Consider the following 24,470-nt stretch of genomic DNA (forward strand, 5'->3'; position numbering starts at 1 on the left):
CGGCGGAGCAGGCGACTGCTCCGCCGGGCTCCGGAGGACGCATGAACAGCACAGCCATCGAGTGCACCTCGCTGTGGAAGCGGTACGGTCTGGCGGCGGTCGTCGAGGACGTCTCCGTCTCGATCGAGCGCGGTACCGTGCACTCCCTCGTCGGTGCCAACGGCGCCGGCAAATCGACCCTGCTCGGGATGATGAGCGGGCGGGTCGCGCCGACGCAGGGGCGGGTGCGGATCGGCGGAGCCGACCTCGTCGCCGGCAACCCCAAGGCCGCCCGGCGTCTGGGCCTCACCGCCGTCTATCAGGAGCTCACCATCCTGCCCGCCATGACCTGCGTGGCCAACGTCTTCCTCGGGCAGGAGGCCGAGCGCGGCCCCTTCCTCGCCCCCGCGCAGATGAACAAGCGGTTCCGGGAGCTCTGCAGCGAGTTCGAGCTCGACCTCGAACCGGATGCGCGGGCCGGGGAGCTCAGCGTCGCCCAGGCGCAGATGCTCGAGATCCTGCGCGCCGTGCAGGCCGACTCCACGATCATCCTGTTCGACGAGCCCACCGCCGCGCTGTCCGAACGCGAGCGCCGGCACTTCCTCGGCCTCGTGCGGGTGCTGAAGGAACGCGGCACGACGATGGTCCTCGTCACCCACAATCTCGGCGAGGTGCTCGACGTCAGCGACGACATCACGGTGATGAGGGCCGGCCGCGTCGTCGACGCCGGCCCCGTCGCCCGGTGGGATCGCGCCTCGCTCGTGTCGGCCATGACCGGTGAACAGGCTGCCACACAGCGCGCCTTCGAGCCCGGCGAGCCGGGCGAAGTCGTGCTCGCCGCCTCGAACGTCACCCTCCCCGGGGCGATCAGCGGCGTGGACATCTCCGTTCGAGCAGGCGAGGTCGTCGGCCTCGCCGGACTCGTCGGTGCCGGGCGTACCAGCCTCCTGCGCTCGCTCGCGGGTGCGGAGCCGTCCAGCAGCGGCACATTGACTCTCCGAGGCAAACCGGTCCGCTGGCCGCGGAGCGTCAGCTCCGCCATGCGCCGCGGCATCGGGCTGATCCCCGAGGAGCGCAAGTCGCAGGGTCTGCTGCTCGGGATGAGCGTGCCGGACAACGTGACGCTCACCAACACGAAGCCCTTCACCACCGCGGGCATCATCCGCCGCAGCCGGCAGCTGGAGCGCGCACGGCAGTTGCTGACCGCCCTCTCGCTCAGCCGGCCGGTCGGCAACTACCCGGTGGGTGACCTGTCGGGCGGCAACCAGCAGAAGGTCGCCGTCGCCAAGTGGCTCCACCAAGACCCCGACGTCCTCCTCGTCGACGAGCCGACCCGGGGCATCGACGTGGGGGCGAAGGCGGACGTCCTGCACGCCCTCCGCGACCTGGCGAACCGTGGCAAGGCGGTGATCGTGACCAGCTCGGAGATCGAGGAGGTCCTCGACGTCAGCGACCGGATCATCGTCATGGCGAACGGCCGGGCCGTCGCCGAGTTCGACATGACCGTCGACGACCTGTCCGTCAAGGACATCCTGGACATCGCATTCGGAGTGAAAGAGACAGCATGAGCACGACAGTCATCGAACCCGACACCCAGAACAGCGGCCTGAAGCGGCGCAGTTGGTGGTCACCGGAACGCGTCATCGAGTTCGCGATGCTCGGTGTGCTGATCGTGCTCGTCATCGTGGCGACCGTGCTCTACCCGGGCTTCCTCTCGCTCGGCAACCTGCAGATCATGGCCACCCAGTTCGCACCGCTCGGCGTGATCGCCGTCGGCATGACCTTGGTGATCATCTGCGGCGGCTTCGACCTCTCCGTCGGATCGATCTTCGCCGTCTCCGCCACCACGGCGACGGCCCTGTGGGATCAGCTCGGCCCGCTGGCGATGGTCCTCGGCATCCTCCTCGCGACCCTGCTCGGGGCGGTCAACGGGTTCATCATCACCGTCCTCAAGGTGAACCCCTTCATCACGACGCTCGGCACCATGTCGCTCTACTCGGGGGCGATCCTCTACATCACGAACTCCACCCCCTTCAGCAACACGGAGGGCGCCTTCCGGTGGCTCGGCCGCGGAACCATCCTCGGCATCCCGACGATGATCGTCATCCTCGTCGTGGCCTTCCTCCTCGGCACCCTGCTGCTGAACGCCACCCGCTTCGGCCGGTCGATCTTCGCGATCGGGGGTAGCCGCGAGGCGGCTCGCCTCACCGGTATCCCGGTGCGGACGGTGCAGGCCACCACGTATGTGATCAGCGGCTTCCTGGCCGGCGTCGCCGGAGTCATGACCGCCTCCCAGATCGGGGCCGGGCAGGGCACGATGGGCGCGGGGATGGAGCTCAACGCCATCGCCGTCGTGGTCATCGGCGGCACGTCGCTCGTCGGCGGCGAGGGCCGGGTCTGGCGCACAGCGGTCGGTCTCGCGGTTCTGGCCACCCTCGACAACATCTTCTACAGCCTCGCGGTCAACTCGAACGCGCAGCTGATCGTCAAGGGAGCCATCATCATCCTCGCCGTCGCCGCGGATCAGCTCGTGCGGGCGCGGCGGAGATGAGCGACACCGCGAGGACGCTCGATGTCGCCGGGATGATCGGCGAGGGCCGCGTGCGGATCGACCGGTGGGGCGTCGCCCACGTCGACGCCTCGACCGCTCACGACGCGTACCTCCTCCAGGGCTATCTGGCGGCGAGGAACAGGCTCTTCCAGATCGACCTCTGGCGTCGCCGCGGCCTCGGCCTGGTCGCCGAGGCACTGGGTGAGGAGTACGTCGAGCGCGACATCGCGGCGCGGCACTTCCTGTATCGCGGGGACATGGACGTTGAGTGGGCGAGCTATGGCGAGGGAGCCCGGGATGCGGTGCAGGCCTTCGTCGCGGGCATCAACGCCTTCATCCAGGCGGCACACGATGGCGCCGAGACCATGCCGCCCGAGTTCGGGATGCTCGGCTATTCGCCGGCCGAATGGAAGGTCGACGACGTCGTGCGCATCCGGCTGCACGGCCTCTACGACAACGCCCGCAGCGAGGTCGCCCGTGCCCGCACCCTGCGGGATCACGGGTCCGACGTCGACGACCTGCGTCGCATCCGCGAGCCGTGGCGCCCGGTCGAACTCGTCGACGACGACGTGCTCGACCGGTTCTTCGACGGGGCGCTCGATCTCTACGAGCTCGCGATGGCTCCCATCGACGTCGAGTCCGCCCCGGTGCCCGCGACGCCGCCGGCCAGCGTCGACGGCAGCAACAGCTGGGTGGTCGCGGGGTCCCGCACGTCGACCGGCCGGCCGCTGCTGGCGAACGATCCCCACCGCGCCATGTCGAACCCCTCCCTGCGGATGCTCGTCCACCTCCGCTGCCCCGAGTTCGACGTCATCGGCGCGGGTGAGCCGATGCTCCCGGGCGTCTCCCTCGGCCACAACGGACGGGTCGCCTTCGGGCTGACCATCTTCCCCACCGACCAGGAGGACGTCTACCTCTACGAGCTCGCCGACGAGCGCAGTTACCGGTTCGAAGGCGGGGTCCGCGAGGTCGAGATCGTCGACGAGCTGGTGCCGGTCAGGGGCGGCCGCACAGCTGAGGCACGCCTGAGATTCACGGTGCACGGGCCGATCACGGGTACGAGCGACGACGGACGCCACGCGGCGGCCACCCGGGTCGCCTGGCTCGAGCCGGGGATGGCGCCCTATCTCGGTAGCCTGCGCTATCAGCGGGCGACGGATGCCGACCAGTTCCGCGCGGCGCTCGCCCACTGGGGTGCGCCGACGGTCAACCAGGTGTTCGCCGACGACGCCGGCCGGGTCCGCTGGCAGGCCTGCGGAAGGGTGCCTCGGCGCTCATGGGACGGGCTCACTCCGGTGCCGGGCGATGGCCGGTTCGAGTGGACGGGGTACCGCCCCCTCTCGGACTTCCCCTCGGCGCTGGACCCGGCCGAGGGCTGGGTCGCCACCGCGAACCAGTTCTGCAGGGCCGATGAGGTCGAACCGCTGTCGTTCGAGTGGCTCGCCCCGTTCCGACACCAGCGGATCGCTGAGGTACTCCGGGCGAATGCCGAGGTGACGGTCGCCGACTCCATCGCCCTTCAACTCGACGTCATGAGTCTCCCCGCTCGGTCGGTCATCGCGCGGCTCACCGGCGTGCGCGATCAGCTCGACGCGAAGCCGACGCGCACCGGCCTCCTGCCCCGGCTGACCGCCCTGCTCTGCGAGTGGGATCTCCGCGCGACACCCGATTCGCCGGCCGCGGGGGTCTTCGAGACCTGGTTCCGCGGGCCACTCCGCAGGAGGCTCATCGAGGAGCGCGTCGCCGACCTGGGCGGCGATGCAGCCATGGCGGCTGCGATCGACCCCGCCCAGGCCGAGGAGCTCACGGGGGATCCGCGACTCGATCTCCTCGTGCTCGACGACCTCGCGCAAGAGGAGGAACGGCTCATCGCCGTGCTCGCCGACTCGCTCGAGGCGGCGGCCGATGAGCTCATGCGCCGGTGGGGAGCCGACATCGACGACTGGACCCTCTCGCGCGTCCAGCGCACCCGCTTCCGCCACCCCGCCGGGGCGCGAGCAGAGGCGGGCTGGGACCTCGAGACTGTCCGCGGTGGCACGCCGGACACGGTGAACGTGTTCGCGCGGAACGCCGCCGGGGATCAGACGGTGGGGGCGTCGGTGCGGTTGGTGATCGACGTGGGGGCGTGGGACGAGTCTCGCGCCGTCAACTCCCCCGGCCAGTCGGGGGTCCCGGGCGACCGGCACTACGGGGATCTGGTCGGGCTGTGGGCATCGGGTGGGACCTTCCCGCTCGCGTACTCCGAGGCTGCGGTGGCCGCGGTGTCGGAGGAGGAGATCCGGTTCAGCCCGACGGGCGAGATCGGTGCGGAGCACGAGCAGGAAGGGGTGGTCACGGCATGACCGACGAATTGGCGGGCAGGCTCGCGATCGTGACGGGAGCGGCGAGTGGCATCGGACGCGCTGTGGCCGAGCGGCTGATCTCGGCGGAGCGGTGGTGAACGTGAGCTCGATCTTCAGCACCCGAGCGGTCGAGAACCTTTTGGCGTATCACGCGAGCAAGGCCGCGGTCATCGGCCTCACGCGGAATGCCGCGGTCACCTACGCGCGCCGCGGCGTCCGGGTCAATGCCATCGACGGAGGGTACCTGGCGCGATGAGCGAGCGGAACGGCTTCGAGGGTCAGGTCGCCGTCGTGACCGGTGCGGCCGAGGGGAACGGCCGGGCGATCGCCGACGCGTTCCTCGACGAGGGCGCCACGGTGATCGCGGTCGACCTCGCCGGGGTGGACCATTCGAGCGAGAGCCTCCATCCCGTTCGAGGCGACGTCGCGGAGGAGGAGACATGGCGGGCGGTCAAGCACCGGCTCGACGCTCTCTCGCCCGCCCGGACCGTGCTCGTGAACAACGCGGGCGTCTACCGCCGCGGTCCGGTCCACGAGCTGTCGCTCGACGACGCCGACCTGCTGTACCGCGTCAACCAGCGCGCCGTGCTGCTGAGTGTCGGCATCCTCCGCCCGAACCTGCTCGGCCCCGAGCCCGGCGCGGTCGTGAATGTCAGCTCGACCGCCGGTATCACGGGTGATCCGTTCATCAGCGCGTACTCCGGCACGAAGTGGGCGGTGCGGGGCATCACCCGATCGCTCGCGGCCGAACTCGGCCCGCAGGGAGTCCGGGTCAACGCGATCGTGCCCGGTCTCTTCGACACGGCGATGGCCGCGGCCAACGGCGAGGCGGTCAACGAAGCCATTTTGGGTCGCACCTTCCTCGGCAGGATGGGGCGACCGGCCGAAATCGCACCCGCGGTGCTCTTCCTGGCGTCGAAGGATTCCGGCTACGTGACGGGCGCGGAGCTCGTCGTCGATGCCGGGCTCTCCGTCTAGGCCCTCGGCACAACCATGGCTGCGGCGCAGATCGTCACACCGCAGCCTTCCACACACCATTACGCAGGCGATCGCGAGCAGGGAACCACGATGTCAGAAGCATCCGCAGCAGTCACCGTCATCGGGGGTGGCGTGGTCGGCGCCGCCGTCGCCTCAGCCTTGGCGCACCGAGGGGTCGACACGATCCTCCTCGAGGCCGAGCCGGAGCTGGCGCTCGCCGCCAGCGGCACGAACTCGGGCTGCCTGCACTCCGGCTTCGACTCGACGCCGGGGGAACTCGAGACCAGGCTGATCCTGCGCACCACCGAGCTCCGCGAGCAGGCGCTGACGGCGCTCGGCGTCCCCGTCCTCCGCTGCGGCGCGGAGCTTCAACCCAAGACCGCGGAGGATCACGCCGTCATCGCGAGGCTCGCCGAGAACGCCGTGGCGAACGGCGTCGACGCGCACATCCGGGCCTCCGACGGCGCGCTCATCGTGCCCGGGGAGTGGATCACCGACCCCGTCGCCTTCACGCTCGCCCTCGCAGCCTCCGCCGAGGCGGCCGGTGCGAGGATCATGACCGGTGTGCGTGTAGTGGGAATCGAGAGCAGAGCGGATGAACGGCTCGACATCGTCGCAGAGGACGGTCGTGTGATCACCACCGGCCAGGTGGTCAATTGCGCTGGGCTCCGCGCGGATGAGATCGCGGCGCTCCTCGGCGACCGCTCCTTCGAGGTGTATCCGCGCAAGGGCGAGTTCCTCGTGTTCGAGCTGCCGCGCGGTCGACGACTCGAGCACATCCTGCTGCCGGTCCCGACCCAGCGCACCAAGGGGGTGCTGGTGTTCCCGACGATCGACGGGAGGGTGGTGGCCGGGCCCACGGCGCACGACCAGAGCGACAAGGAGGATTGGAGCGTCCGCGCCGAGGCCCCCGACGAGATCCTCGAGAAGGCCTATGGGCAGTTCGCGGAGCTCCGCGACCTCCAGCCCATCGCCTCGTACGCGGGCCTGCGGCCGGCGGGGCGGGGATCGAACTACGTGATCGGATTCTCCGAGGCCGACCCACGCCTCCTCAACGTCGGCGCGATCCGGTCGACGGGGCTTTCCGCATCGCTCGGCATCGGCGAGCACGTCGCCGACCTGCTCGCCGCGCCGGAGGCGAGCGAGGCACCCCTCCGCACGCCAGCGAGCGTCGACGGCCACGACCTCGCGTCGACTGACACGGAGTGGTGGCGGCGGACGGCTCGATTCCGGGCCATGGTCTGAGGAACGTGGCATGACCATCACACTTGCGATCGATCAGGGCACCTCGGGCACCAAGGCCGTCGTCGTCGATGACGGAGGGACCGTTCTCGGGCTGAGCGAGGTCGCCGTCCGCCCGAACTATCTGGCCGGAGGCGGCGTCGAGCAGGACCCGCTGGCGCTGCTCGACTCGGTCCTCCGAGCCGGCGAGGAGGCGACGGCCGAGGCCGGGGCCGCACCGGACGTCGTCGCCTTGGCCAACCAGGGCGAGACCGTCCTCGCCTGGGACCCCGCCACGGGCGAACCCGAGTCCACGATGCTGGTCTGGCAGGACCGCCGGGCGGAGGAGATCTGCGACGGTCTCCGCGACCGAGAGGAGGAGATCGCCGCGCGCACCGGCCTGGTGCTCGACCCGTACTTCTCGGCGCCGAAGATGGCGTGGCTCCGCCGCAACCTCACGGACCGCGGCGTGGTGACCACGTCGGACACCTGGCTCATCCATCGCCTGACGGGCGCCTTCGTCACGGATGCCAGCACGGCGAGCCGTTCGCTGGTGCTCGACGTGGCCACCGGTCAGTGGGACGGCGAGCTGCTCGAGACGTTCGGCCTGGGCGGGGAACGACTTCCGGCGATCGTGGGCTCCGACGAGATCGTGGGCGAGACAACGGCGTTCGGCGCCGCGGCGGCCGTGGCCGGCCTCATCGTGGATCAGCAGGCCGCCCTCGTCGCGGAGAGCTGCCTCGAGTCCGGTGACGCGAAGTGCACCTTCGGCACGGGGGCCTTCCTGCTCGCGAACACCGGTTCGACCGCGCGGCGGTCCACGACCGGTCTCTCGGCGTCAATCGCATGGAAGCAGGGCGGCGAGTTGACCTACTGCCTCGATGGTCAGGTGTATACCGCCGCCTCCGCCGTGCGCTGGCTGGTCCAATTGGGCATCATCGGATCGGCGTCCGAGCTCGACGCCGTCGCGGCGGAGGATGCCGAAGGGGCACTCTGCGTGCCGGCGCTGGCCGGACTCGGCGCGCCGTGGTGGCGTCCCACCGCGACGGCGACCTTCACGGGCTTGACCCTCTCGTCGGGGCGCGAGCACATCGTGCGAGCCGTCCTCGACGGCATCGCCGCGCAGGTGGCCGAACTCGTCGCGAGCGTGGCGACCGATATCGGGCGGCCGCTCAGCCGCATCCGTGTCGACGGCGGTCTGACCCGGAGCCGGGTGCTGATGCAGGCGGTCGCCGACCTGACCCAGCTCCCCGTCGAGGTCTACCCCTCGCAGCACGCGACACCGCTGGGCGCGGCCGCATTCGCGAGGCTGGCGCTGCACCCGGGTTCGAGCCTCGAGGAGAGCATCGTGCCGTGGACCGCAGTCGAGAGCTTCGACCCGCGGTGGCCGGCCGAGCGCGCGGCCGAGTTCGCGGCGAGGTGGCGCGCGGCCGTCGCGCTGACCTGACGGGCGCACCATGCGCACGCCTCCTCGCGTCCCTGGCGCGATCGGCACGCGGCGCCCGAGGGAATCCCCGGGCGCCGCGAGGGTGGCTCAGTTCGCGGGGGCGAAGTTGTAGATCGACGGGTTGATCTGCTGGAACTGCGCTTCGACGGTGATGTCGGAGGAGCTGAAGTAGACGTTCTGGGGCACCAGGAGCGGCACCATCCAGCCGTTCTCCACCATCCAGCTGTTCACGGCCTGGTAGGCGGCCGGCTGATCGGCCTCGTCAGCCGTCTGAGCCGCGTCGACCAGCGTCTGGAGCTCGGGATCGATCTGATGGAACACGTTCCACGCTCCGGTGGGCAGCACCGCGTTGCTGATGAACCGCCACGGATTGGTGTCGTCCAGCGACATGACGATCATGGGGTAATCACCGGATTGCGAGGCCGGCACGACGTCGGCGGCGGACACGGGGGTCCAGTTCACGGTGATGCCGATGGTCGCGAGCTGCTGCGCGACGATGGGGTTCAGCGACTCGAACCAGGGCGCCTGCGGCATGTTGATCGAGAATCCGGAGGCGTACCCGGCGTCGGCCAGCAGTGACTTGGCTTTGGCGACGTCCAGGCTGTAGGCGTCCTCGAGGTCGGGCACCCAGCCCGAGGAGCCGGGGCTGAACACCTGGGAGGTGGGCACGCCGTAGCCCGCATACAGTGCCTCGGTGATCTGGGCCCGGTCGAACACCATGTTCATCGCCTGGCGAACCCGCGCATCGGCGAGTTGCGGCGCGATCGTTCCGTCCCGATCGAGCAGGTAGAGACCGTACAGATCGGACCCGTCGCTCGTGGTGACCGTGAGGCCCGCTGACTTCGCCTGATCGATCGAGAAGGTGTCGCCGATCGTGCCCTGGATCTGGCCGCTCTGCAACGCGTTCAGACTCGCCGTCGGATCGGTGATCGGCTTGTAGACGATCGTGCCGAACTTGATCCGGCTCTTGTCCCAGTAATCGGGATTCGCAGTGAACACGTACTCCGAACCCGCGGTGCTCGCATCGGCGTCGAAGGTGTACGGGCCCGTGCCGACCGGCTCGGTCTTCACTGCACCCGAGGTCACGAGCTCCGGGCTCGCGATCGCTCCGGTCGGCCGGGTGAGCGCCGTGAGCAGGTAGGGATCCGGCGCCGAGAGCGAGAGCGAGACGGTGTCGTCATCGACCACCGTCACGTCGCTGACGAACTTCAGGCCGCTCGCCAGCGGCCCGCCGCCGTCCCGGTTGGCCTCCAGGTTGACCTTCACCGCTGACGCATCGAATGGCGTGCCGTCGGTGAACTTCACGTCGTCGCGGAGGTTCAGTTCGAGCGTGGTGTTCCCTGCCGAGTACGCCCAGTCGGTGGCGAGCATCGGCGCGATGGTGCCGTCGGGCTCGGCGAGCAGAAGCGTGTCGTAGACGGGCTGCAGCCAGACGAGGCCCGGTCCGCCTCGCTGGTCCTGAGGTGCCCAGGACTGCAGGTCCTCGCTGATCCCCAGGGTCAGCGTCTGATCGGCCGAACCGGCGTCTCCTCCGTTACCGGGCGCGGCACAACCTGCCAGCATGAGCACGGCCAGCGTGACGCCGGCGCCAGCGGCTGCAATGCGATGTCTGTTCATTGCGAATCCTCACTAATGACGGACAGTTGCATATCGGGTCCCCGTCGGCAGAGACGGCAGACTGCCCATTTATCGTGGTGTTGCGGTAACACTAACGGAGCGTGTTTGCGAACGGAAGACAATTACGGTCGTCTGTAGCAGAATTTATCTGACCGAAACATTGTCGACACGTGACCCGTGCCGGAGCACCGGCGCCACCGTGTCGAACGGCACATCCGTCCGCGATTCCTCGACCGCTGCCAGGCTCCTGGGCAGGTCGAACGGCAGCCGGCCGAGCATCTCTCCGGCCCCGGTCAGGCCGTCGAGCAGCGCCCGATCGTCGGCACCGAATTCGCCGATCAGAACCGACACGACCGGCAGGAGCTCCGTCACGATCGCCGGCCGCTCGAAGTAGACGACAGCCAGGACAGGCGCGTGCTCGGCCAGCTCGCGGAGGTGTGCCATCACATCGTCGTCGAAGTTCAGGCTCCCGCCGTGGAGACCGTCACCGAGCGCGCTGTCCGGATCGGACTGCCACGGCGACTCCAAGCGCACGACGATGACATCGGCCTTCTCCGGCGTCGCGACCACCACCAGCCCGTCGTAGCCCTCCGGCATCTGCATGCCCTCGAAATACACGGCCGACCCGGCGGCGATGGGCAGCGGCGCGGCATCCGCCCGGTGCACAAGCGTGAGCGCTGCCGTCTGTGCGTGGCGGCCGCGCGCGCGCAGACCGGCATCCGTACTCACAGCCTCCGCCTGCCGCAGGTCGGCGTAGCGGTTCTCGAACAACCCCAGCCGGAACTTCTCGAGCAGGATGCGCCGCACCGACCGGTCCAGGCGGTCCTCCCCGATCCGCCCGCTCCGCACCAGCTCACAGACCTCGACGGTCGCGGTGTCACCGCCGAACTGATCGACACCGGCCGCGAACGCGGCCTCGATGCGTTCGGAGACCGTCGCATTCAGCATCCCGTGCGCGATGGGGCCGAACAGGCGGCCGGCGAACGGCTCGGCACCGACGACGTTCCAATCGGTGGTGACGATGCCTTCGAAGCGGTACCGTTCACGCAGCAGTCCCTGCACCACCGAGCGGTTGAACGCGAATCCGGTCTCGTCCCAGTCCGTGCCCAGGGGAACACCGTAGGAGAGCATCACCTGCGTGGCGCCGGCCCGGAACGCGGCCTCGAACGGCTCGAGGTGGAGGTCCCGACGGTCACCCGGGTAGACCTGCGCGGGGAAGCGGATGTCGATGGCGTCGTTGCCGTCCAGCTGCGGCCCAGCGCCGGGAAAGTGCTTCACCACCGCAGCCACGCTCCCGGGGCCGAGCTGCGCACCGCCCCGCAGCCCTTCGATGAAAGCCGCCGTGAGTCGCGCGACGGCGCGCGGGTCTTCGCCGAAGGTGCCGAACCCCCGAGACCAGCGCGGCTCGGTGAACACGTCGGCCATGGGGCCGAGGAGAACCCGGATGCCCATTGCGAGGAGTTCTTGCCGCACGATGTCGCCGTACTCCCGCACGAGGTCGGTGTCGCCGATCGCGGCCAGCCCGGTGTGCTCGGGCCAGCGCGACAACGATTCCAGCGAGATGCCCGTGAACGCGCTGCTCCTGAAGCCGCTGCGCGGGTCGGAGGAGAAGGTGACCGGGATGCTCAGCCGCGTGTCGGCGGCCATCGCCTGCACCTCGTTGACCCACTGCGCGATGCCGGTCGCCGTGGAGCCGTTGACCATCACCAGATGGTTGATGTGCTTGTCGAGCACGTGTCGGCGAGCGACGTCTTCCGCCTCGTCGGCGGTGACGTCACCCTCGGCGAGGGCGGAATAGGGATGAAAGAGCAGCCCCGCCTTCTCCTCGAGAGTCATCCGGGGCAGGAGGTCCTCCACCCGGCGACGCGCATCCAGCGACGGATCGAGGTAGTCGGGCGTGCTCATTCGGAGACGCCCGCCCGGCCCCGGGCGCCGGGGTGGTCGGAGGGCAGGCGCGGGCTCGACGATCCTGTCAGCATCTCCCGCAGCGTGCCGTGGCGACCCTCGGCGGGGATCACCCCGCGGCGGCGGAGGATCGGCATGACCTGATCGATGAACTCACGGTACGAATCCATGCCACCGTAGGTCGACTCCACCAGATAGCCGTCGATGTCGGTCTCCACCGCGATCCGCTCGAGCTCGTCGGCCACCTGCTCGGCCGTGCCGGTCACCTTGACGCCGCCGATCGTGGCGGGAAGGCTGTCGAGCACGGCGCCGACCGTCGGGCTCTGGCCGTCGGGCCGGCGCCACATGGCGACCATGGTCTGACCCACTTCGGTCGCGACGTCGTCGAGGGTGCTCTCCGGGTCGAGACTGCCCAGATCGACGCCGCTCCAGCCCATGAACAGTGCCGCTGCCGCCGCTCGGGTCGGCGTGGTCAGGAGTTCCTGTCGCAATGCCGCGGCCTCCTCGGGGCTCTCCCCCACGACCACGGAGACCCCGTTCACGATCTTGACCGAGTCGGCACGACGGCCCCGGGCGACGGCGCGGCTCCGGATGTCGGCGACCGTCGCCTTGAGCCGGTCGACCTCGCGCTCCTGCACGAACACGCACTCGGCGTATCCCGCCGCGAACTCCTTGCCGGCCGACGAGGTGCCCGCCTGCAGCAACGTGGGCGTGCGCTGCGGGGACGGTGCAGCGGGGTAGAAGCCGTCGAAGGTGAAGTGGGCACCCTGGTGCTGGATGCGGTGCACCTTCGCGGGATCGGCGAACGTCTTGCTGGCCTTGTCGGCGAGGATCGCATCGTCATCCCACGCCTCCTCCCAGAGCCGCAGGTTGAGATCGACGAACTCGCGCGCCCGCTCGTACCGCTGGTCGTGCGGCGTGATGTCGGTCTGGCCGAGCAGGCGCACGAGGGCATTCTGCTGGTCGGAGGTGACGATGTTCCAGCCGATCCGGCCACCGGTGAGGTGGTCGAGCGTCGTGAAGGCGCGGGCATTGAGATAGGGCTGCTGCGCCGTGGTGGAGGCGGTGACGACGAAGCCCAGCCGATCGACGGTCGCCGCCAGCCCGCTGACGATCATGAGCGGGTCGTGCACCGGGAACTGGACCGCTTCGCGGATGACCACCTCGGGGACCTCACCCTCGGAGGTCATCGGGTAGCCGAGCGCCTCCGCGAAGAAGAGGAAGTCGAAGCCCGCGGCATCGAGTTGCCGCGCCATGTCCTGCCAGAAGGCGAGCGTCGCGAACTGAGCGGTCTCGCCCCGTTCGTGGTGCCAGGCGTTGCTGATGAAGTTCGGCGTCAGCTCTTCGAAGGCGCCGAGAAGGAGGTGCTTGGGCATGACATGCTCCAATCGGGAGGGGTGTCCCTGGATATTATGCTGTAGTCCAGCACAATTGCAATTCCCCGATCGTCAGCGCGGGTCGGCAGCCTCGCCGAGCAGTTCCGTCGACCCCTCGCCGTCGAACAGTGCTGCCTCGATGCGGTCCAGCGATGCCCGCAACGCCCCCAGCACCACGGCTTTGGCGCCGAGCGTCGATCCCACCAGGCGCGTATCGGTGGGTGGTCGTTCGGCGAACTCCGTCTCGAGCGCCGGGATCAGGAGATCGGCGTATTGGCTCGGATTTCCGCCGATGACCATCAGCTCGGGCGAGAGCAGAGCGGCGATCGCGTGCAGCCCGGGTGCCATGCCGGCGGCGGATTCGGCCACCAGAGCCAGCGCATCCGGTTCGCCCTGGCGGGCCCGGTCGATGATCTCGGCTCGGCTCGTCTCCGCGGTCAGCGGCGAGTCGGCAGGTCGGCGGCCGGTGGCGGAGATCGTCGGTCCGAGCCGGAACACGTCCGAGGCCCGGAAGATCTCCCCGGACGCGCCCGCGTGACCGCGGTAGATGGTGCCGCCGATCACGATTCCGATGCCGGTGCCGTAGGCGTCGTCGAGAACGTAGACGTAGTCGTCGACGTCCTTCGCGGTGCCGCGCCACCCCTCGCCGATGGCCGCCAGTTTGGCGTCGTTCTCCACCGCCACGGGTACGCGGAAGAGCTCCGCGAGTTCGTCCGCGATGGAGAACCCGCGCCAGCCCGGGATGCCGCCGACAGTGCCGTCCGGGCCTTCCGCCGCGGCCGGTTCCACCGTGCCGTCATCGCGGATGACACCCATCGTCGCAACCGTGACCGCTGCGATCGACGATGCGTCCATGCCGATGGCATCCAGCGCGGACCGGATCGCCGCACGGGCTGCGCTCAGCCGATCGGCGCGACGGGCGATCGCGGAGACCGGGGTGGTCCAGGTGCCGAGCGAAGTGCCGTAGAGGTCGCCGATGAGGATCTCCACGCGGTCCTGCGCGATGTGCACGGCGAGCGCCGAAGCCCGTTGTGGGTTGAATGCGAAGCGCCGGGCCGGGCGACCGGCCCCGTTGCGTTTGACGGTGTCCGCGGGCGAGCGCTCCTCGACCCAGCCCTCCGCGATGAGGGTCTCGATGATGAGCTCCACCGTGCGCCGCGACAACCCCGCCAGCTCGGTCAGGCGCTTCAGGGTCAGCGCGCGTTCCGCCTGCAACACCTTCAAGGTGGCGGCGGTGTTGGCTCGGCGCATGCCACTGAGATCGATCGGGCCGGGAGGGGTCACGACGTTCCTTTGATCGGCAGCTGCAGCATTTGGCTACACAGTAACTCTATTCGCCGGGGCCCCGTCTTCACCATCCGCGGCGTCCAGCGCTTCGAGACGAGCTCGTCGCTCGGCTTGCTCGCGGGGGTCGGACACGGGCGAGGACAGCAGTAGTCGTTGCGTGTACGGATGACGTGGCGCGTCGATCACGTCGGTGGCCACGCCCGTCTCCACGATCGAGCCTTGCGACATCACCGCGAGACGATGGCTGATGTATCGCACCACGGCCAAGTCGTGCGAGATGAACAGATAGGCGACGCCCGTGGCGCGCTGCAACTCGGCGAACAGGTCGAGGATCTTGGCCTGCGTGCTGAGATCCAGGGCCGAGACCGGTTCATCGCAGATGATCAGGCGTGGCTTGATCACCATCGCCCGGGCGATCGCGATCCGCTGGCGCTGACCTCCTGAGAACTGGGCCGGGTACCGGTCACCCGCGTCGGCGGGCAGGCCGACGGCGTCGAGCGCCTCGGTCACCGCTCGTCGGGCGCGCGCGCCCTCGATGCCCTGCGCGCGCAGCGGCTCCGCGAGCGTCTGCCAGACCTTCCGCGCCGGGTTCAGCGAGGAGTACGGGTCCTGGAAGACGACCTGTACCGAGCGGGCCAGATCGCGCCGCTGCCGCGCGTCAGGACGATGTACCGTTCGGCCCGCCACCTCGATCCGCCCGGCAGAGGCGTCGACGAGTCCCAGGACGGCGCGGCCGAGAGTCGATTTTCCCGACCCCGATTCACCGACGAGTCCGAGCGTCTCCCCGGCGTGCACCTCGACAGAGACCCCCTTCAGCACCTCCGTCGGGGCACGCCGCCGGCGGCCGGGGTAGTGCACCCGGAGCGAGTCGACGGTGAGCACCGGAGATCGGTCCGGCGCGACGTCAGCGGGTTCAGGCACGCTGGGACTCCTTCTCCTGCTCGCGCTCGCGCTCGACCAGCGAGGGCTTGCCCTCGAGCGTCGCCGCCAGCAACGTCTTCGTGTACGGCTGGATCGGGGCGTCGAACAGCGCGGTCACGGTCTGCGTCTCGATCACCTCGCCCCCGGCCATCACGGCCACCCGGTCGCAGAGGTCGGCGACCACCCCGAAGTTGTGGGTCACGATGAGAATCGACAGGCCGCGTTCGTCGCGCAGCCGCCGCAGCAGCCGCAGGATGCCCGCCTGCACCGTCACGTCCAGCGCGGTCGTCGGTTCGTCGGCCACGATGAGGTCGGGCTCGCAGGAGATGGCGCCGGCGATCAGGATGCGCTGGGCCATTCCGCCGGACACCTGGTGCGGGTAGGACTTCAGCACGCGATCCGGCTCACGGATGCCGACCTGCTGAAGCAGTTCGAGGGCGCATGCCGTTGCAGCCGGGCGGCTGAGCCCCATGACCTTGCGCATCGGCTCGATCAACTGGTGGCCGATCGTGAAGGACGGGTCGAGATTCGACAGCGGCTCCTGCGGCACGTAGGCGATCCGTCGCCCGAGGTTGTCGATTCGGCGATCGCCCGGGGGCTCGATCCGGTGTCCGTCGAAGTGGATACTCCCCGCACTGACGCGGCCACCCGGATCGAGCAGGCCGAGGATGGCGTAGGCGGTCTGGCTCTTGCCGGAGCCGGATTCGCCGACGAGGCCGAGGATCTCGCCCCGGCGCACCTCGAACGAGACGTCTCGGACGACCTGCTTGCTGCCGCCGCGTGGCTGCCCGTACGACACGGCCAGACCCCGCACCGCGAGCAACACCTCGGCGTCGGGCGCACCCGTCGGCGCGATGGTGGCATCCGCCTCCGCGCCGAGGCCCTCGGCTCGTCGCCGCGGCGAGCGGGTGCCGCGCCCGGCACTCGAACGGGTGTCGGCGAGGATGTCGCGAAGCGCCGAGGCGAAGAGCGCTATGGAGCAGAGCGTGACGGTGAGTGCGATGCTCGGCCACAGCACGAGGGTGGGCGCCCGGTAGATCTGCGAGAAGCCCTCGTCCAGCAGCGACCCCCAACTCGGCCGGCTCGGATTGCCGAGGCCGAGGAACTCGATGCCGGTCTGCAGCAGCACTGCCCCCCCGGCGACCATCGCCGCCTGGATGATCAGCGGGCCACGAACGACCGGCAAGACGTGATTGACCAGGATCTGCCCGTCGCTCACCCCCGACACGCGCGCCGCATCGATGTAGAGCTCTTGCCGCACCGCGATCACGGTGCCGCGCAGGAGCCGATAGATCGACGGCGATGTCAGCACGCCCAACACCGCCATCGCGGCGTACATGTTGGGCCCGATCGCGGCGATCAGGGCGATCAGCACGAGCTGCGCCGGGATGGACAGGAGCACGTTCGAGACCGCCTCCAGCGCGGCGCCGATCCGGCCGCGGTGGTAGCCGCTCAGAAGCCCGGCCGGCACACCGAGCACCAGGGCGACCGCCGTGGCGATGAACGCGCCGATCAGGGTCTCTTGACCGCCGTAGAGCAGTCTCGCGAGCACGTCCCGGCCGGAGGCGTCGGCGCCGAGCACGTGCACACCCCATGGCGGGGCGAGCACGTCGGCGAGCTCGGCCGTCTCAGGCGAGTACCGGGTGAGCAGGGGCGCCGCGAAGCAGAGCACGACGACGGCGAGGAAGGCGGCCGCGGAGACAACGGCGAGTGGAGAGCGCAGGATGCGGCCGAACAGCCGCACCTCCGCGGTGCTCTGCGCCACCGGGGGATCGATCGTCATGAGGTTCTCACCTTCGGGTTCAGCGCCGCGGCGGCGAGGTCGATGAGCAGGTTGATGAAGACGACGAGCAGCACGAAGAACGCCACCGTGCCGAGCACGATCGGGATGTCGCCGCGCGCTGTCGCGTCGGTGACGAGCGAACCCATTCCGGGCAATGCGAAGATCCGCTCGATCAGCACCGCACCGCCGGCCAGGTAGATCACCTGGATGCCCATGGCATGCAGACCCGCGGGCATCGCGTTGCGGAGGGCGTGCCCGTAGACGATGCTCCGTTCGGACAGGCCGCGGGAGCGCAAGGTGCGCACGTACCCGGCGCGGAGCTGGTCGACCATCGAACCGCGGATCTGTTGCGCGATGTTGGCCGCGACGGCCGCCGACAGCGCGACTGTGGGAAGCACAAGGCCGAGCAGCCAGTCGAGCGGGTTCTTCGCGAGCGCGGTGTACCCCGTCGCCGGGAACCAGTGCAGTTGCAGCGCGAACAGATAGATGAGCGCGATCGCGATCACGATGTTCGGCACGGCGAAGCCGAGCACGGACAGGAATTGCAGCACCCGGTCGGGCAGACCGCCTCGGACGGCGGCAGAGACGCCGAAGGCCAAGCCGAGCAGCGCGCTCAGCACGATGGTGCAGATGAGCAGCGACAGCGTCACCGGGAAGCGCACGCCGATCGTCTCGGCGACCCCGGCGCTGCTGAACCAGCTCGTGCCGAGATCGCCTCGAACCGCCCCGGTCAGCCAGTCGCCGTACCCCACCCAGAGCGGCTGATCGAGTCCCAGCCGCTGGATGGTCTGCGTGACCTGTGCGGGCTCCGCATCCGGGCCGAGCAGACTGGCCGCCACGCTGCGCGGGTCGATGAGCGAGGTGAGCAGAAAGGTGAGTGTCACGATCAGCCACGCCAGCACCGCGGTGCCGATGAGCTTTCGAACGACGAATCGCATGGGTCTCCTACAGCCAGAGGTCGAGGTGGGGCGTGCGGATGCTCAGAATCCGAGCTCGGTGAGTTCGGCGTGCAGCGTTTCGAGGCGACCTCTGGTGCAATCCGGGTCGAGGCTCGCGGTCTCGATCAGCGTGAACCCCCGCACACGCCGCGCGAACCCCGGCTCACGGAGCGCGGCGATTGCGGAGAGGATCGGCGGCCGGGCACGCTCGTCCGCGAGGAGCACGGACACCGTGCGGGACCGCAACGGGGAGTCCTCGGCGAACGCCGAGCGCCGTGTCGGCGGTCGCTCCCAGCGCTCAGAGAGGTCGTTCGTGCCGGCGCGGCAGTGTTTCGCCGTGATCTCTCCGCTCGTACGAGGAAGACCCAGGCGGTCGTACTGCTCCGCCGGAGCGTCGGCGGCGGCCATCGCATCGACGAGGAGGCCGATCATCCGCAGCTCCACCTCCGGGTCGCTGAGCGGCCGCTCCTGTCCGGGGTCGTCGTCGAGGTCGAACAGCAGGGTCCCGTACCGGCTGGAGTCGATGAGCGGAGTAGCCGGGATGCGCAGCACCGGCGCCTGTTTGGAGAACGGCAGCGACTCCACCAATGTGCTCCCGTGCAGCTCAGCCGGCGTGAAGCGCGCGTACATGCGCGTCGGCATGAGGGTGTATTCGAACAGCGGCTGCGCGCCGTCGTCGGCAGCGCGCATGTACACGTGGCGACCGTCGGTGACGCTCACCTGGGCCCCGAAGTCGCCGAACAGGGCGATGTCCCGGCCGGCGGCCGGCGGCGGATCGGCGGCCGCTCGACGCCCGAGGGGCTCCCCGAGCATGTCGTGCGGTCGCGTCACCCCGAACATCTCGAGGATCGTGGCCGGGATGTCGATCGTGCGGCCCAGCGCGTCCTCGCGCTCACCGGCCCGCCAGGTCCGAGGGTCCCAGAGGAAGAAGGGCACGTGGATGGTCTCTTCGTACCAGGGCTGCATGGTCTTCGCCCACCACTGGTGCTCCCCCAGCATGAAGCCGTGATCGGTGCAGACGATGAGCACCGTGTCGTTCCAGAGCTCGTGACGGTCGAACTCGTCCAGCACGCGGCCGAGTGAGCTGTCGCAGTACTCGAGCAGCCCGTGGTACTGCTCTCTCATCGCTTGCACTTCCGAGTCGTCCTCGATCACACGGTGGTAGCCGGGCCAATCCCAGATGCGGCCGCCCTCCGCCGGCGCCGCCGGGCCGCCGAGGGATTCGGGGCGGTAGAACGGCTCGTGCGGGTCGAAACTCTCGATCTGCACGAACCAGTCCTCGGCCTCGCGGTTGTCCCGGATGAACTCGATGCCCGCATCGAAGGTCAGCCTCTGCGGAAACGCGTCGGGATGCTGGGTGTACCGGCGATTGACCCAGTCCTGCGCGCCCAGCGCATCGGCGGGGTTGTCGTTCAACGGCGGTTGCGGCGGCTGGACGAGCCCCTTCCAGGTGTCGCCCTCCTGGCCGCGGAAGAACTCGAAGGTGCTGTACCGGCGGTGATAGGTCGCGCCGCCGTCTTCCCAGTAGTGCTGGTGATCGGTGACGAGGTGAGTGTGGACGCCGTTCTGCTTGAGCAGCTCGGGCATGGAGTCATCGAACGGTTCGAGCGGCCCCCATCCCCGGTGCAGGAAATTGGGGCGTCCCGTGTGGAGCTCGCGCCGAGCCGGCATGCACGGCATGCTGCCCGCGTAGAAGCGATCGTAGGTCACGCTGTGAGCAGCCAGGCGCTCGAAGTTCGGAGTTCGCGCCACGGCAGCGCCATAAGGACTGAGCGACGTGCGGATGAGCGAATCGAACATCACCATGACCACGCGCATCGGGTCTCCTCTCGCCGCATCCGCGGATTATGCGACAGTCTGCCATAATTATGCACGCCTCACAACGGAATGTCGGGCTGCGGTCATCGGCCGGTCGTCAGCCTGCTGCGGCGACCAGGAGCGCGCGCGTGGCCGACGGCGCCGAGAGTGGCACCGACAGCCGGTGGGGCAGCTGGGCGTCGAAGCGCGCCGAGTCGCCCGAGCGTAGACGCACCGACTCATCGCCGACGTGCACGAGCAGCTCTCCGGCCAGGACGTGCACGAAGTCGTCACCGCCGTGCGTGGATTCCTCCTCCTGCCGATAACCGGGCTGCAACACCAGGTGGTGCGCCTGGAGCAGGCGGTCGCGTCCGACGGACAATGCGGCGGCGACACTGCCCGACTCGTCCAACGCGGTCGTCGCCGCGTCACTGTGGGTGATGCCGGGGGCGCCTGAGCGAGCCGGCATGATCCGTGATGGTGGTACATCGAGGGCGGCCGCGATCGCGTACAGCAGCGGGACGCTCGGCAGGGAGCGACCGTTCTCGATGTTCGAGAGGAAGGGCTGCGACACCGATGCCCGGTGCGCCAATTCCCGCATGGACAAGCCCCGGGCGACACGCTCCGCACGCACGGCGCGCCCGACGCCGGAGGCCAGCATGACTCCATCCACCGCGCGATCGGGGGCGGCGGTTCCTCCAGGAGCCACGGCCGCCTGGTCGAGGGATGTGGGCGTGGCGGAGCCCGTCGCGATCACGGCACGCACGCGGGTCGCCGGCTCCGGCAACCGGAAGCTGTGCGGCCGGACGCCGTCCCACCACAGCGAGTCGCCGGGCCCGAGCAGGTGACTCTCGCCGTCGAGACCGATCTCGAACGAGCCTTCGAGGACGTACGCCAGATCCTCGCCCGGATGGCTGAGCGTTGAATCCGCCCGGTAGCCGGGCAGGAGCTCGAGCAGGTAGACGTCGAGACGGTGATTGGACGAACCGCTCACCCGCGACATCGTTCCGAGCGACTCCACCGAGTCGGGCTCGTCGCCGAGCGGCAGGGGCGTGCCCGCCCCCGCCCGCGTGACTTCGAGGGGCGCGAAGCTCTCCGGAAGCAACTCTGCCGCCGCGATCCCCAACGCCCCCGCGAGCGCGTAGAGCGAAGGCACACTGGGGAGGGAGCGGCCGCTCTCGACGTTCGACAGGAACGGTTGCGACACCCCGGCGAGCGCTGCCGCCTGCCGGGTGGTGAGCTTCTGGCGCAGCCGGGCCGCACGGAGGGCGCGACCCAGCGTCGCCGCCAGGGCGGTCGACGCGGGCTCAGCGGGCATGAGTCCAGCGTAGGGTGCTCGCGAGTGATAACTAATACAAATCGTAATGCCTTCGTCATCTGCCTGAAACACCCCGCTTCTAGCGTGATAAGCCGACCAACCCCCAGAGGAGACGATTCATGAGAGATGGCATTCCCACGAGCTTCACCATCGGTCTGCCCCCGTGGTTGATCGCCGAGACGAGTCAGCTCCCCGAGTTCATCCCCGGGCACGATGACCAGATGCGCCTCGTGAACGCACTGGCCCGCCGCAACTTCAGCGAAGGGAACGGCGGTCCGTTTGCCGCACTCGTCGTCGAACGTGCCACCGGACGTCTGGTGTCGGTGGGGGTGAACGTCGTGCTGGCCAGCCAGATCTCGAGCTCGCACGCCGAGGTCGTCGCCCTGGGTCTCGCCCAGCACGCCGTCGGGTCGTGGAACCTCCAAGCCGACGGTGTGGAACGCGATCTCATCGTCAACTGGCGACCTTGCGTGCAGTGCTACGGCGCGGTGTTCTGGTCGGGCGCAGCCGGCCTCGTGATCGCCGGCAGCGGTCCCGAACTCGAGGAGATCACCACCTTCGACGAGGGCCCGGTGCGCGACGACTGGCGCGAGCAGCTCGAGGCGCGTGGCATGGCCGTGCGCAGTGACGTGGGACGGTCCGAGGCGATCGAGGTGTTCCAGGCGTACCGGGAGGCGGTCGACAAGGCCGAAGTCATCGTCTACAACGCCGCGTCGCAGGGAGAGCACGATGACCACCACTCCTGAATCCGCCATCGCCTGGCCGGCTTTTGACGCGCGCGTCTTCCGGGACACGCTCGGGCATTACGCATCCGGGATCACCATCATCAGCGGCATCGACGACGCCGGGCCGGTCGGCTTCACCTGCCAGTCGTTCTACTCGGTCTCGACCGAGCCACCGCTCGTCTCGTTCAGCGTCATGACGAACTCCACCAGCTACCCACGGGTGCGCGATACGGGAAGGTTCGTGGTCAACGTGCTCGCGCACGACCAGCACACCGTCTCGAATCAGTTCGCGCGCAAAGGCACCGACAAGTGGGCCGGCATCGATTGGGCACCGAGCCCGTCTGGCAATCCGGTGATCGCGGACACTCTGATGTGGCTCGACTGCGAGATCTGGGCCGAGCACCTGGCCGGCGATCACCACATCGTGATCGGGCGCGTCACGCAGATGAGCCCGCCTGAATGGCACAAGGACGAGCCCCTGCTCTACTTCAAGGGCCGTTATCGCACCCTCGGAGCGTCGTCCTAGCCAGGTGCGCGATCCGCATCCCACGTCGCTCTTCGCTCATCGAAAGCAGGGGCGTGAGGAACGAGTCGGTGACGACTGACCGTCAGTGCCGGGAGGCGCTGGCGGTGGAGGTCTGGTTCCCCGCTGACGCTCCGCCCGCGCTCGAGGCACCGGGCAGTGCCTGCACCAGCATCGCGACGAGCGCCCGCGGGGTCGTGTTCCACTTCTGCTTCGAGAGGTGCCCGCTGAGTTCCATGCTCGCGATGCCGTGGGCGCTCGACATGAGCAGTGCGCCGTAGCGACGGGCGTCTTCGCGGCCGACGATGTCGCCGACCAGACCGAGGAAGACATCCTGTGACCGCCCCGCCGCCTCGACGATCTGAGAGGGGTCGCCGGTCGGAGCGGACCACATGAGCGCATACAGGTGTGGCTTCCTGGCAGCGACGTCGAGAAGTGCGATCAACGCCGCCTCGAGCTTCGCGTCCGCCGATTCGCCACCGTCCCGAATCCGGTCCAGCACCTGAGCGAGCTCCAGCCAACCGTCGACGACGAGCTGGGCCAGCAGGTGCTCCTTGTCCGGGAAGTGCCCGTACGGCGCGCCGCGCGACACTCCCGCCTGCGCGCCGACCGCACGCAGCGTGACCGCGGCCGGACCGCCGGCGTCGAGGAGGTCGCCGGCTGCGCGCAACAACGCCACGCGAGTGGCTGCGGCGGAGTCGGCACGATTCGTCATGCCCACAGCCTAGTTGACAATGTCACATGGATGCGTGAGAGTACTCACATGACAACGTCACATGAAATGGAATTGATCGTCGTATCGGGAGCCTCGTCAGGCATGGGCGCCGCGACGGCGCACGAGCTCGCGCAGCGCGGCTACCATGTGCTCGCCGGAGTTCGCAGCTCCGCAGACGCCGAAGCGATCCGCGAAGAGCAGGTCGAACCGGTGATCCTCGACATCACCGTCCCCGACCAGATCGACGCGCTCGTCGCGCGAATCGAGGCGGATGCGCAGGGCCGAAAGCTGCGGGCGCTGGTCAACAACGCCGGCATCGCCGTGAACGCCCCGGTCGAGACGCTCCCGCTGGAGCAGTGGCGCCGCCAGTTCGACGTCAATCTCTTCGGCCACATCGCGATGACGCAGGCGCTCCTGCCGTTCCTCCATGACAGCAGCGGCCGTGTGGTCAACATCAGCTCGGTGGGCGGCAAAGTGGCGATGCCGACGTACGGCGCGTACGCCGGAGCCAAGTTCGCCTTGGAGGCGGTCAGCGACGCACTCCGTCGCGAGCTCGCTCCGCACGGGCTTCAGGTGGTCGTCGTCGAACCCGGCGGCGTGCAGACCTCGATGACCGGCCACGGCATCGAGCGCGCGAAGGCATTCGTGCAAGAGATGTCACCCATTCAGCGGCGCCGTTACGGGAGCCTCATGCAGGCGATCATCAACCAGGCGACGTCCTTCACCACCAGGGGCGTCACCGCGGAGGCGGCTGCGGTCGTCATCGCCGACGCGACCACCGCGCCCAAGCCACGAATCCGGTACACGATCGGCCGGGATGCGGCCGTGATGACCCGCCTCACGCGCCTGCTGCCGGACGCCCTCCTCGACCGCGTCAGCGCCGCGAACCTCCGCCCCCACTTCCCGAAAGCCCAGCCCGAGTAGGTCAGCCATCGAACGCAGTGAGGCTGCTGTCCATGAAAAAGTCCCGGGTCAAGTCCCGTGGAGTGGTGTAACGAACATTCTTCGAGAATGAGCTTGGCTACGCAGTCAACGTGAGGGGTAGTT

General features: G+C 69.1%; 20 protein-coding genes. 10 read left to right on the forward strand and 10 right to left on the reverse strand.

The features are described 5' to 3' along the window. Positions 1-41: 41 nt before the first annotated feature. From AC3WLB_RS21500 to AC3WLB_RS21530, 7 genes are all read left to right on the forward strand, one after another. Complete coding sequence (locus AC3WLB_RS21500; RefSeq protein ID WP_492509553.1) at positions 42-1,547, forward strand: sugar ABC transporter ATP-binding protein; 1,506 nt, start codon at positions 42-44, stop codon at positions 1,545-1,547. After that, on the forward strand, positions 1,544-2,530 hold the full coding sequence (locus AC3WLB_RS21505; RefSeq protein WP_492509554.1) for an ABC transporter permease: 987 nt from the start codon (positions 1,544-1,546) through the stop codon (positions 2,528-2,530). Before AC3WLB_RS21500 ends, AC3WLB_RS21505 begins: the two co-directional genes overlap by 4 nt. Beyond that, on the forward strand, positions 2,527-4,872 hold the full coding sequence (locus tag AC3WLB_RS21510; protein WP_492509556.1) for a penicillin acylase family protein: 2,346 nt from the start codon (positions 2,527-2,529) through the stop codon (positions 4,870-4,872). Before AC3WLB_RS21505 ends, AC3WLB_RS21510 begins: the two co-directional genes overlap by 4 nt. A 100-nt stretch (positions 4,873-4,972) precedes the next feature. Continuing rightward, positions 4,973-5,128 carry an SDR family oxidoreductase gene (locus AC3WLB_RS21515; protein ID WP_492509558.1) on the forward strand — a complete coding sequence of 52 codons (156 nt, stop codon included), beginning with the start codon at positions 4,973-4,975 and terminating at the stop codon, positions 5,126-5,128. Beyond that, positions 5,125-5,850: an SDR family NAD(P)-dependent oxidoreductase gene (locus AC3WLB_RS21520; RefSeq protein ID WP_492509560.1), complete on the forward strand. Its 726-nt coding sequence runs from the start codon at positions 5,125-5,127 to the stop codon at positions 5,848-5,850. Before AC3WLB_RS21515 ends, AC3WLB_RS21520 begins: the two co-directional genes overlap by 4 nt. A gap of 90 nt (positions 5,851-5,940) precedes the next feature. Beyond that, a complete protein-coding gene (locus AC3WLB_RS21525) occupies positions 5,941-7,095 on the forward strand; it encodes an NAD(P)/FAD-dependent oxidoreductase (protein WP_492509562.1) in 1,155 nt (384 codons plus the stop codon). A 10-nt stretch (positions 7,096-7,105) separates the two neighbouring features. Beyond that, a complete protein-coding gene (locus tag AC3WLB_RS21530) occupies positions 7,106-8,518 on the forward strand; it encodes an FGGY family carbohydrate kinase (protein WP_492509564.1) in 1,413 nt (470 codons plus the stop codon). 87 nt (positions 8,519-8,605) lie between these two features. On the opposite strand, the gene AC3WLB_RS21535 is transcribed toward AC3WLB_RS21530, so the two are convergent. From AC3WLB_RS21535 to AC3WLB_RS21575, 9 genes are all read right to left on the reverse strand, one after another. Beyond that, the gene (locus AC3WLB_RS21535) at positions 8,606-10,135 is read right to left on the reverse strand and encodes an ABC transporter substrate-binding protein (protein WP_492509566.1); all 1,530 of its coding nucleotides are present in this window, start codon (positions 10,133-10,135) and stop codon (positions 8,606-8,608) included. A gap of 144 nt (positions 10,136-10,279) precedes the next feature. After that, positions 10,280-12,040 carry a glycoside hydrolase family 3 protein gene (locus tag AC3WLB_RS21540; protein WP_492509568.1) on the reverse strand — a complete coding sequence of 587 codons (1,761 nt, stop codon included), beginning with the start codon at positions 12,038-12,040 and terminating at the stop codon, positions 10,280-10,282. Continuing rightward, on the reverse strand, positions 12,037-13,416 hold the full coding sequence (locus AC3WLB_RS21545; RefSeq protein WP_492509570.1) for an NtaA/DmoA family FMN-dependent monooxygenase: 1,380 nt from the start codon (positions 13,414-13,416) through the stop codon (positions 12,037-12,039). Before AC3WLB_RS21545 ends, AC3WLB_RS21540 begins: the two co-directional genes overlap by 4 nt. Positions 13,417-13,488: 72 nt before the next feature. Beyond that, complete coding sequence (locus tag AC3WLB_RS21550; RefSeq protein WP_492509572.1) at positions 13,489-14,700, reverse strand: ROK family transcriptional regulator; 1,212 nt, start codon at positions 14,698-14,700, stop codon at positions 13,489-13,491. Between the two features lie 33 nt (positions 14,701-14,733). Further along, positions 14,734-15,624 (reverse strand): ATP-binding cassette domain-containing protein, encoded by an 891-nt coding sequence (locus tag AC3WLB_RS21555; protein ID WP_492509574.1) that lies wholly within the window; start codon positions 15,622-15,624, stop codon positions 14,734-14,736. Beyond that, on the reverse strand, positions 15,617-17,407 hold the full coding sequence (locus AC3WLB_RS21560; protein ID WP_492509576.1) for a dipeptide/oligopeptide/nickel ABC transporter permease/ATP-binding protein: 1,791 nt from the start codon (positions 17,405-17,407) through the stop codon (positions 15,617-15,619). Before AC3WLB_RS21560 ends, AC3WLB_RS21555 begins: the two co-directional genes overlap by 8 nt. Then, positions 17,404-18,345: an ABC transporter permease gene (locus AC3WLB_RS21565; protein WP_492509578.1), complete on the reverse strand. Its 942-nt coding sequence runs from the start codon at positions 18,343-18,345 to the stop codon at positions 17,404-17,406. Before AC3WLB_RS21565 ends, AC3WLB_RS21560 begins: the two co-directional genes overlap by 4 nt. 42 nt (positions 18,346-18,387) lie before the next feature. Continuing rightward, complete coding sequence (locus AC3WLB_RS21570; RefSeq protein WP_492509580.1) at positions 18,388-20,163, reverse strand: sulfatase; 1,776 nt, start codon at positions 20,161-20,163, stop codon at positions 18,388-18,390. Positions 20,164-20,260: 97 nt separating this feature from the next. Next, positions 20,261-21,460 carry a helix-turn-helix domain-containing protein gene (locus AC3WLB_RS21575; protein ID WP_492509582.1) on the reverse strand — a complete coding sequence of 400 codons (1,200 nt, stop codon included), beginning with the start codon at positions 21,458-21,460 and terminating at the stop codon, positions 20,261-20,263. Between the two features lie 119 nt (positions 21,461-21,579). Between AC3WLB_RS21575 and AC3WLB_RS21580 the strand changes: the two genes are divergently transcribed. Further along, on the forward strand, positions 21,580-22,206 hold the full coding sequence (locus AC3WLB_RS21580; RefSeq protein WP_492509583.1) for a tRNA-specific adenosine deaminase: 627 nt from the start codon (positions 21,580-21,582) through the stop codon (positions 22,204-22,206). After that, on the forward strand, positions 22,190-22,711 hold the full coding sequence (locus AC3WLB_RS21585; protein WP_492509585.1) for a flavin reductase family protein: 522 nt from the start codon (positions 22,190-22,192) through the stop codon (positions 22,709-22,711). Before AC3WLB_RS21580 ends, AC3WLB_RS21585 begins: the two co-directional genes overlap by 17 nt. Positions 22,712-22,793: 82 nt before the next feature. On the opposite strand, the gene AC3WLB_RS21590 is transcribed toward AC3WLB_RS21585, so the two are convergent. After that, positions 22,794-23,423, reverse strand: a complete 630-nt coding sequence (locus AC3WLB_RS21590) for a TetR/AcrR family transcriptional regulator (protein WP_492509587.1) — start codon at positions 23,421-23,423, stop codon at positions 22,794-22,796. 48 nt (positions 23,424-23,471) lie between these two features. Here AC3WLB_RS21590 and AC3WLB_RS21595 point away from each other — a divergent pair, with 48 nt between their 5' ends. Continuing rightward, a complete protein-coding gene (locus tag AC3WLB_RS21595) occupies positions 23,472-24,347 on the forward strand; it encodes an SDR family oxidoreductase (protein ID WP_492509589.1) in 876 nt (291 codons plus the stop codon). The last annotated feature ends 123 nt before the right edge of the window (positions 24,348-24,470 follow it).

The sequence above is a fragment of the Herbiconiux sp. FW305-C-125 genome (genome assembly GCF_058783455.1).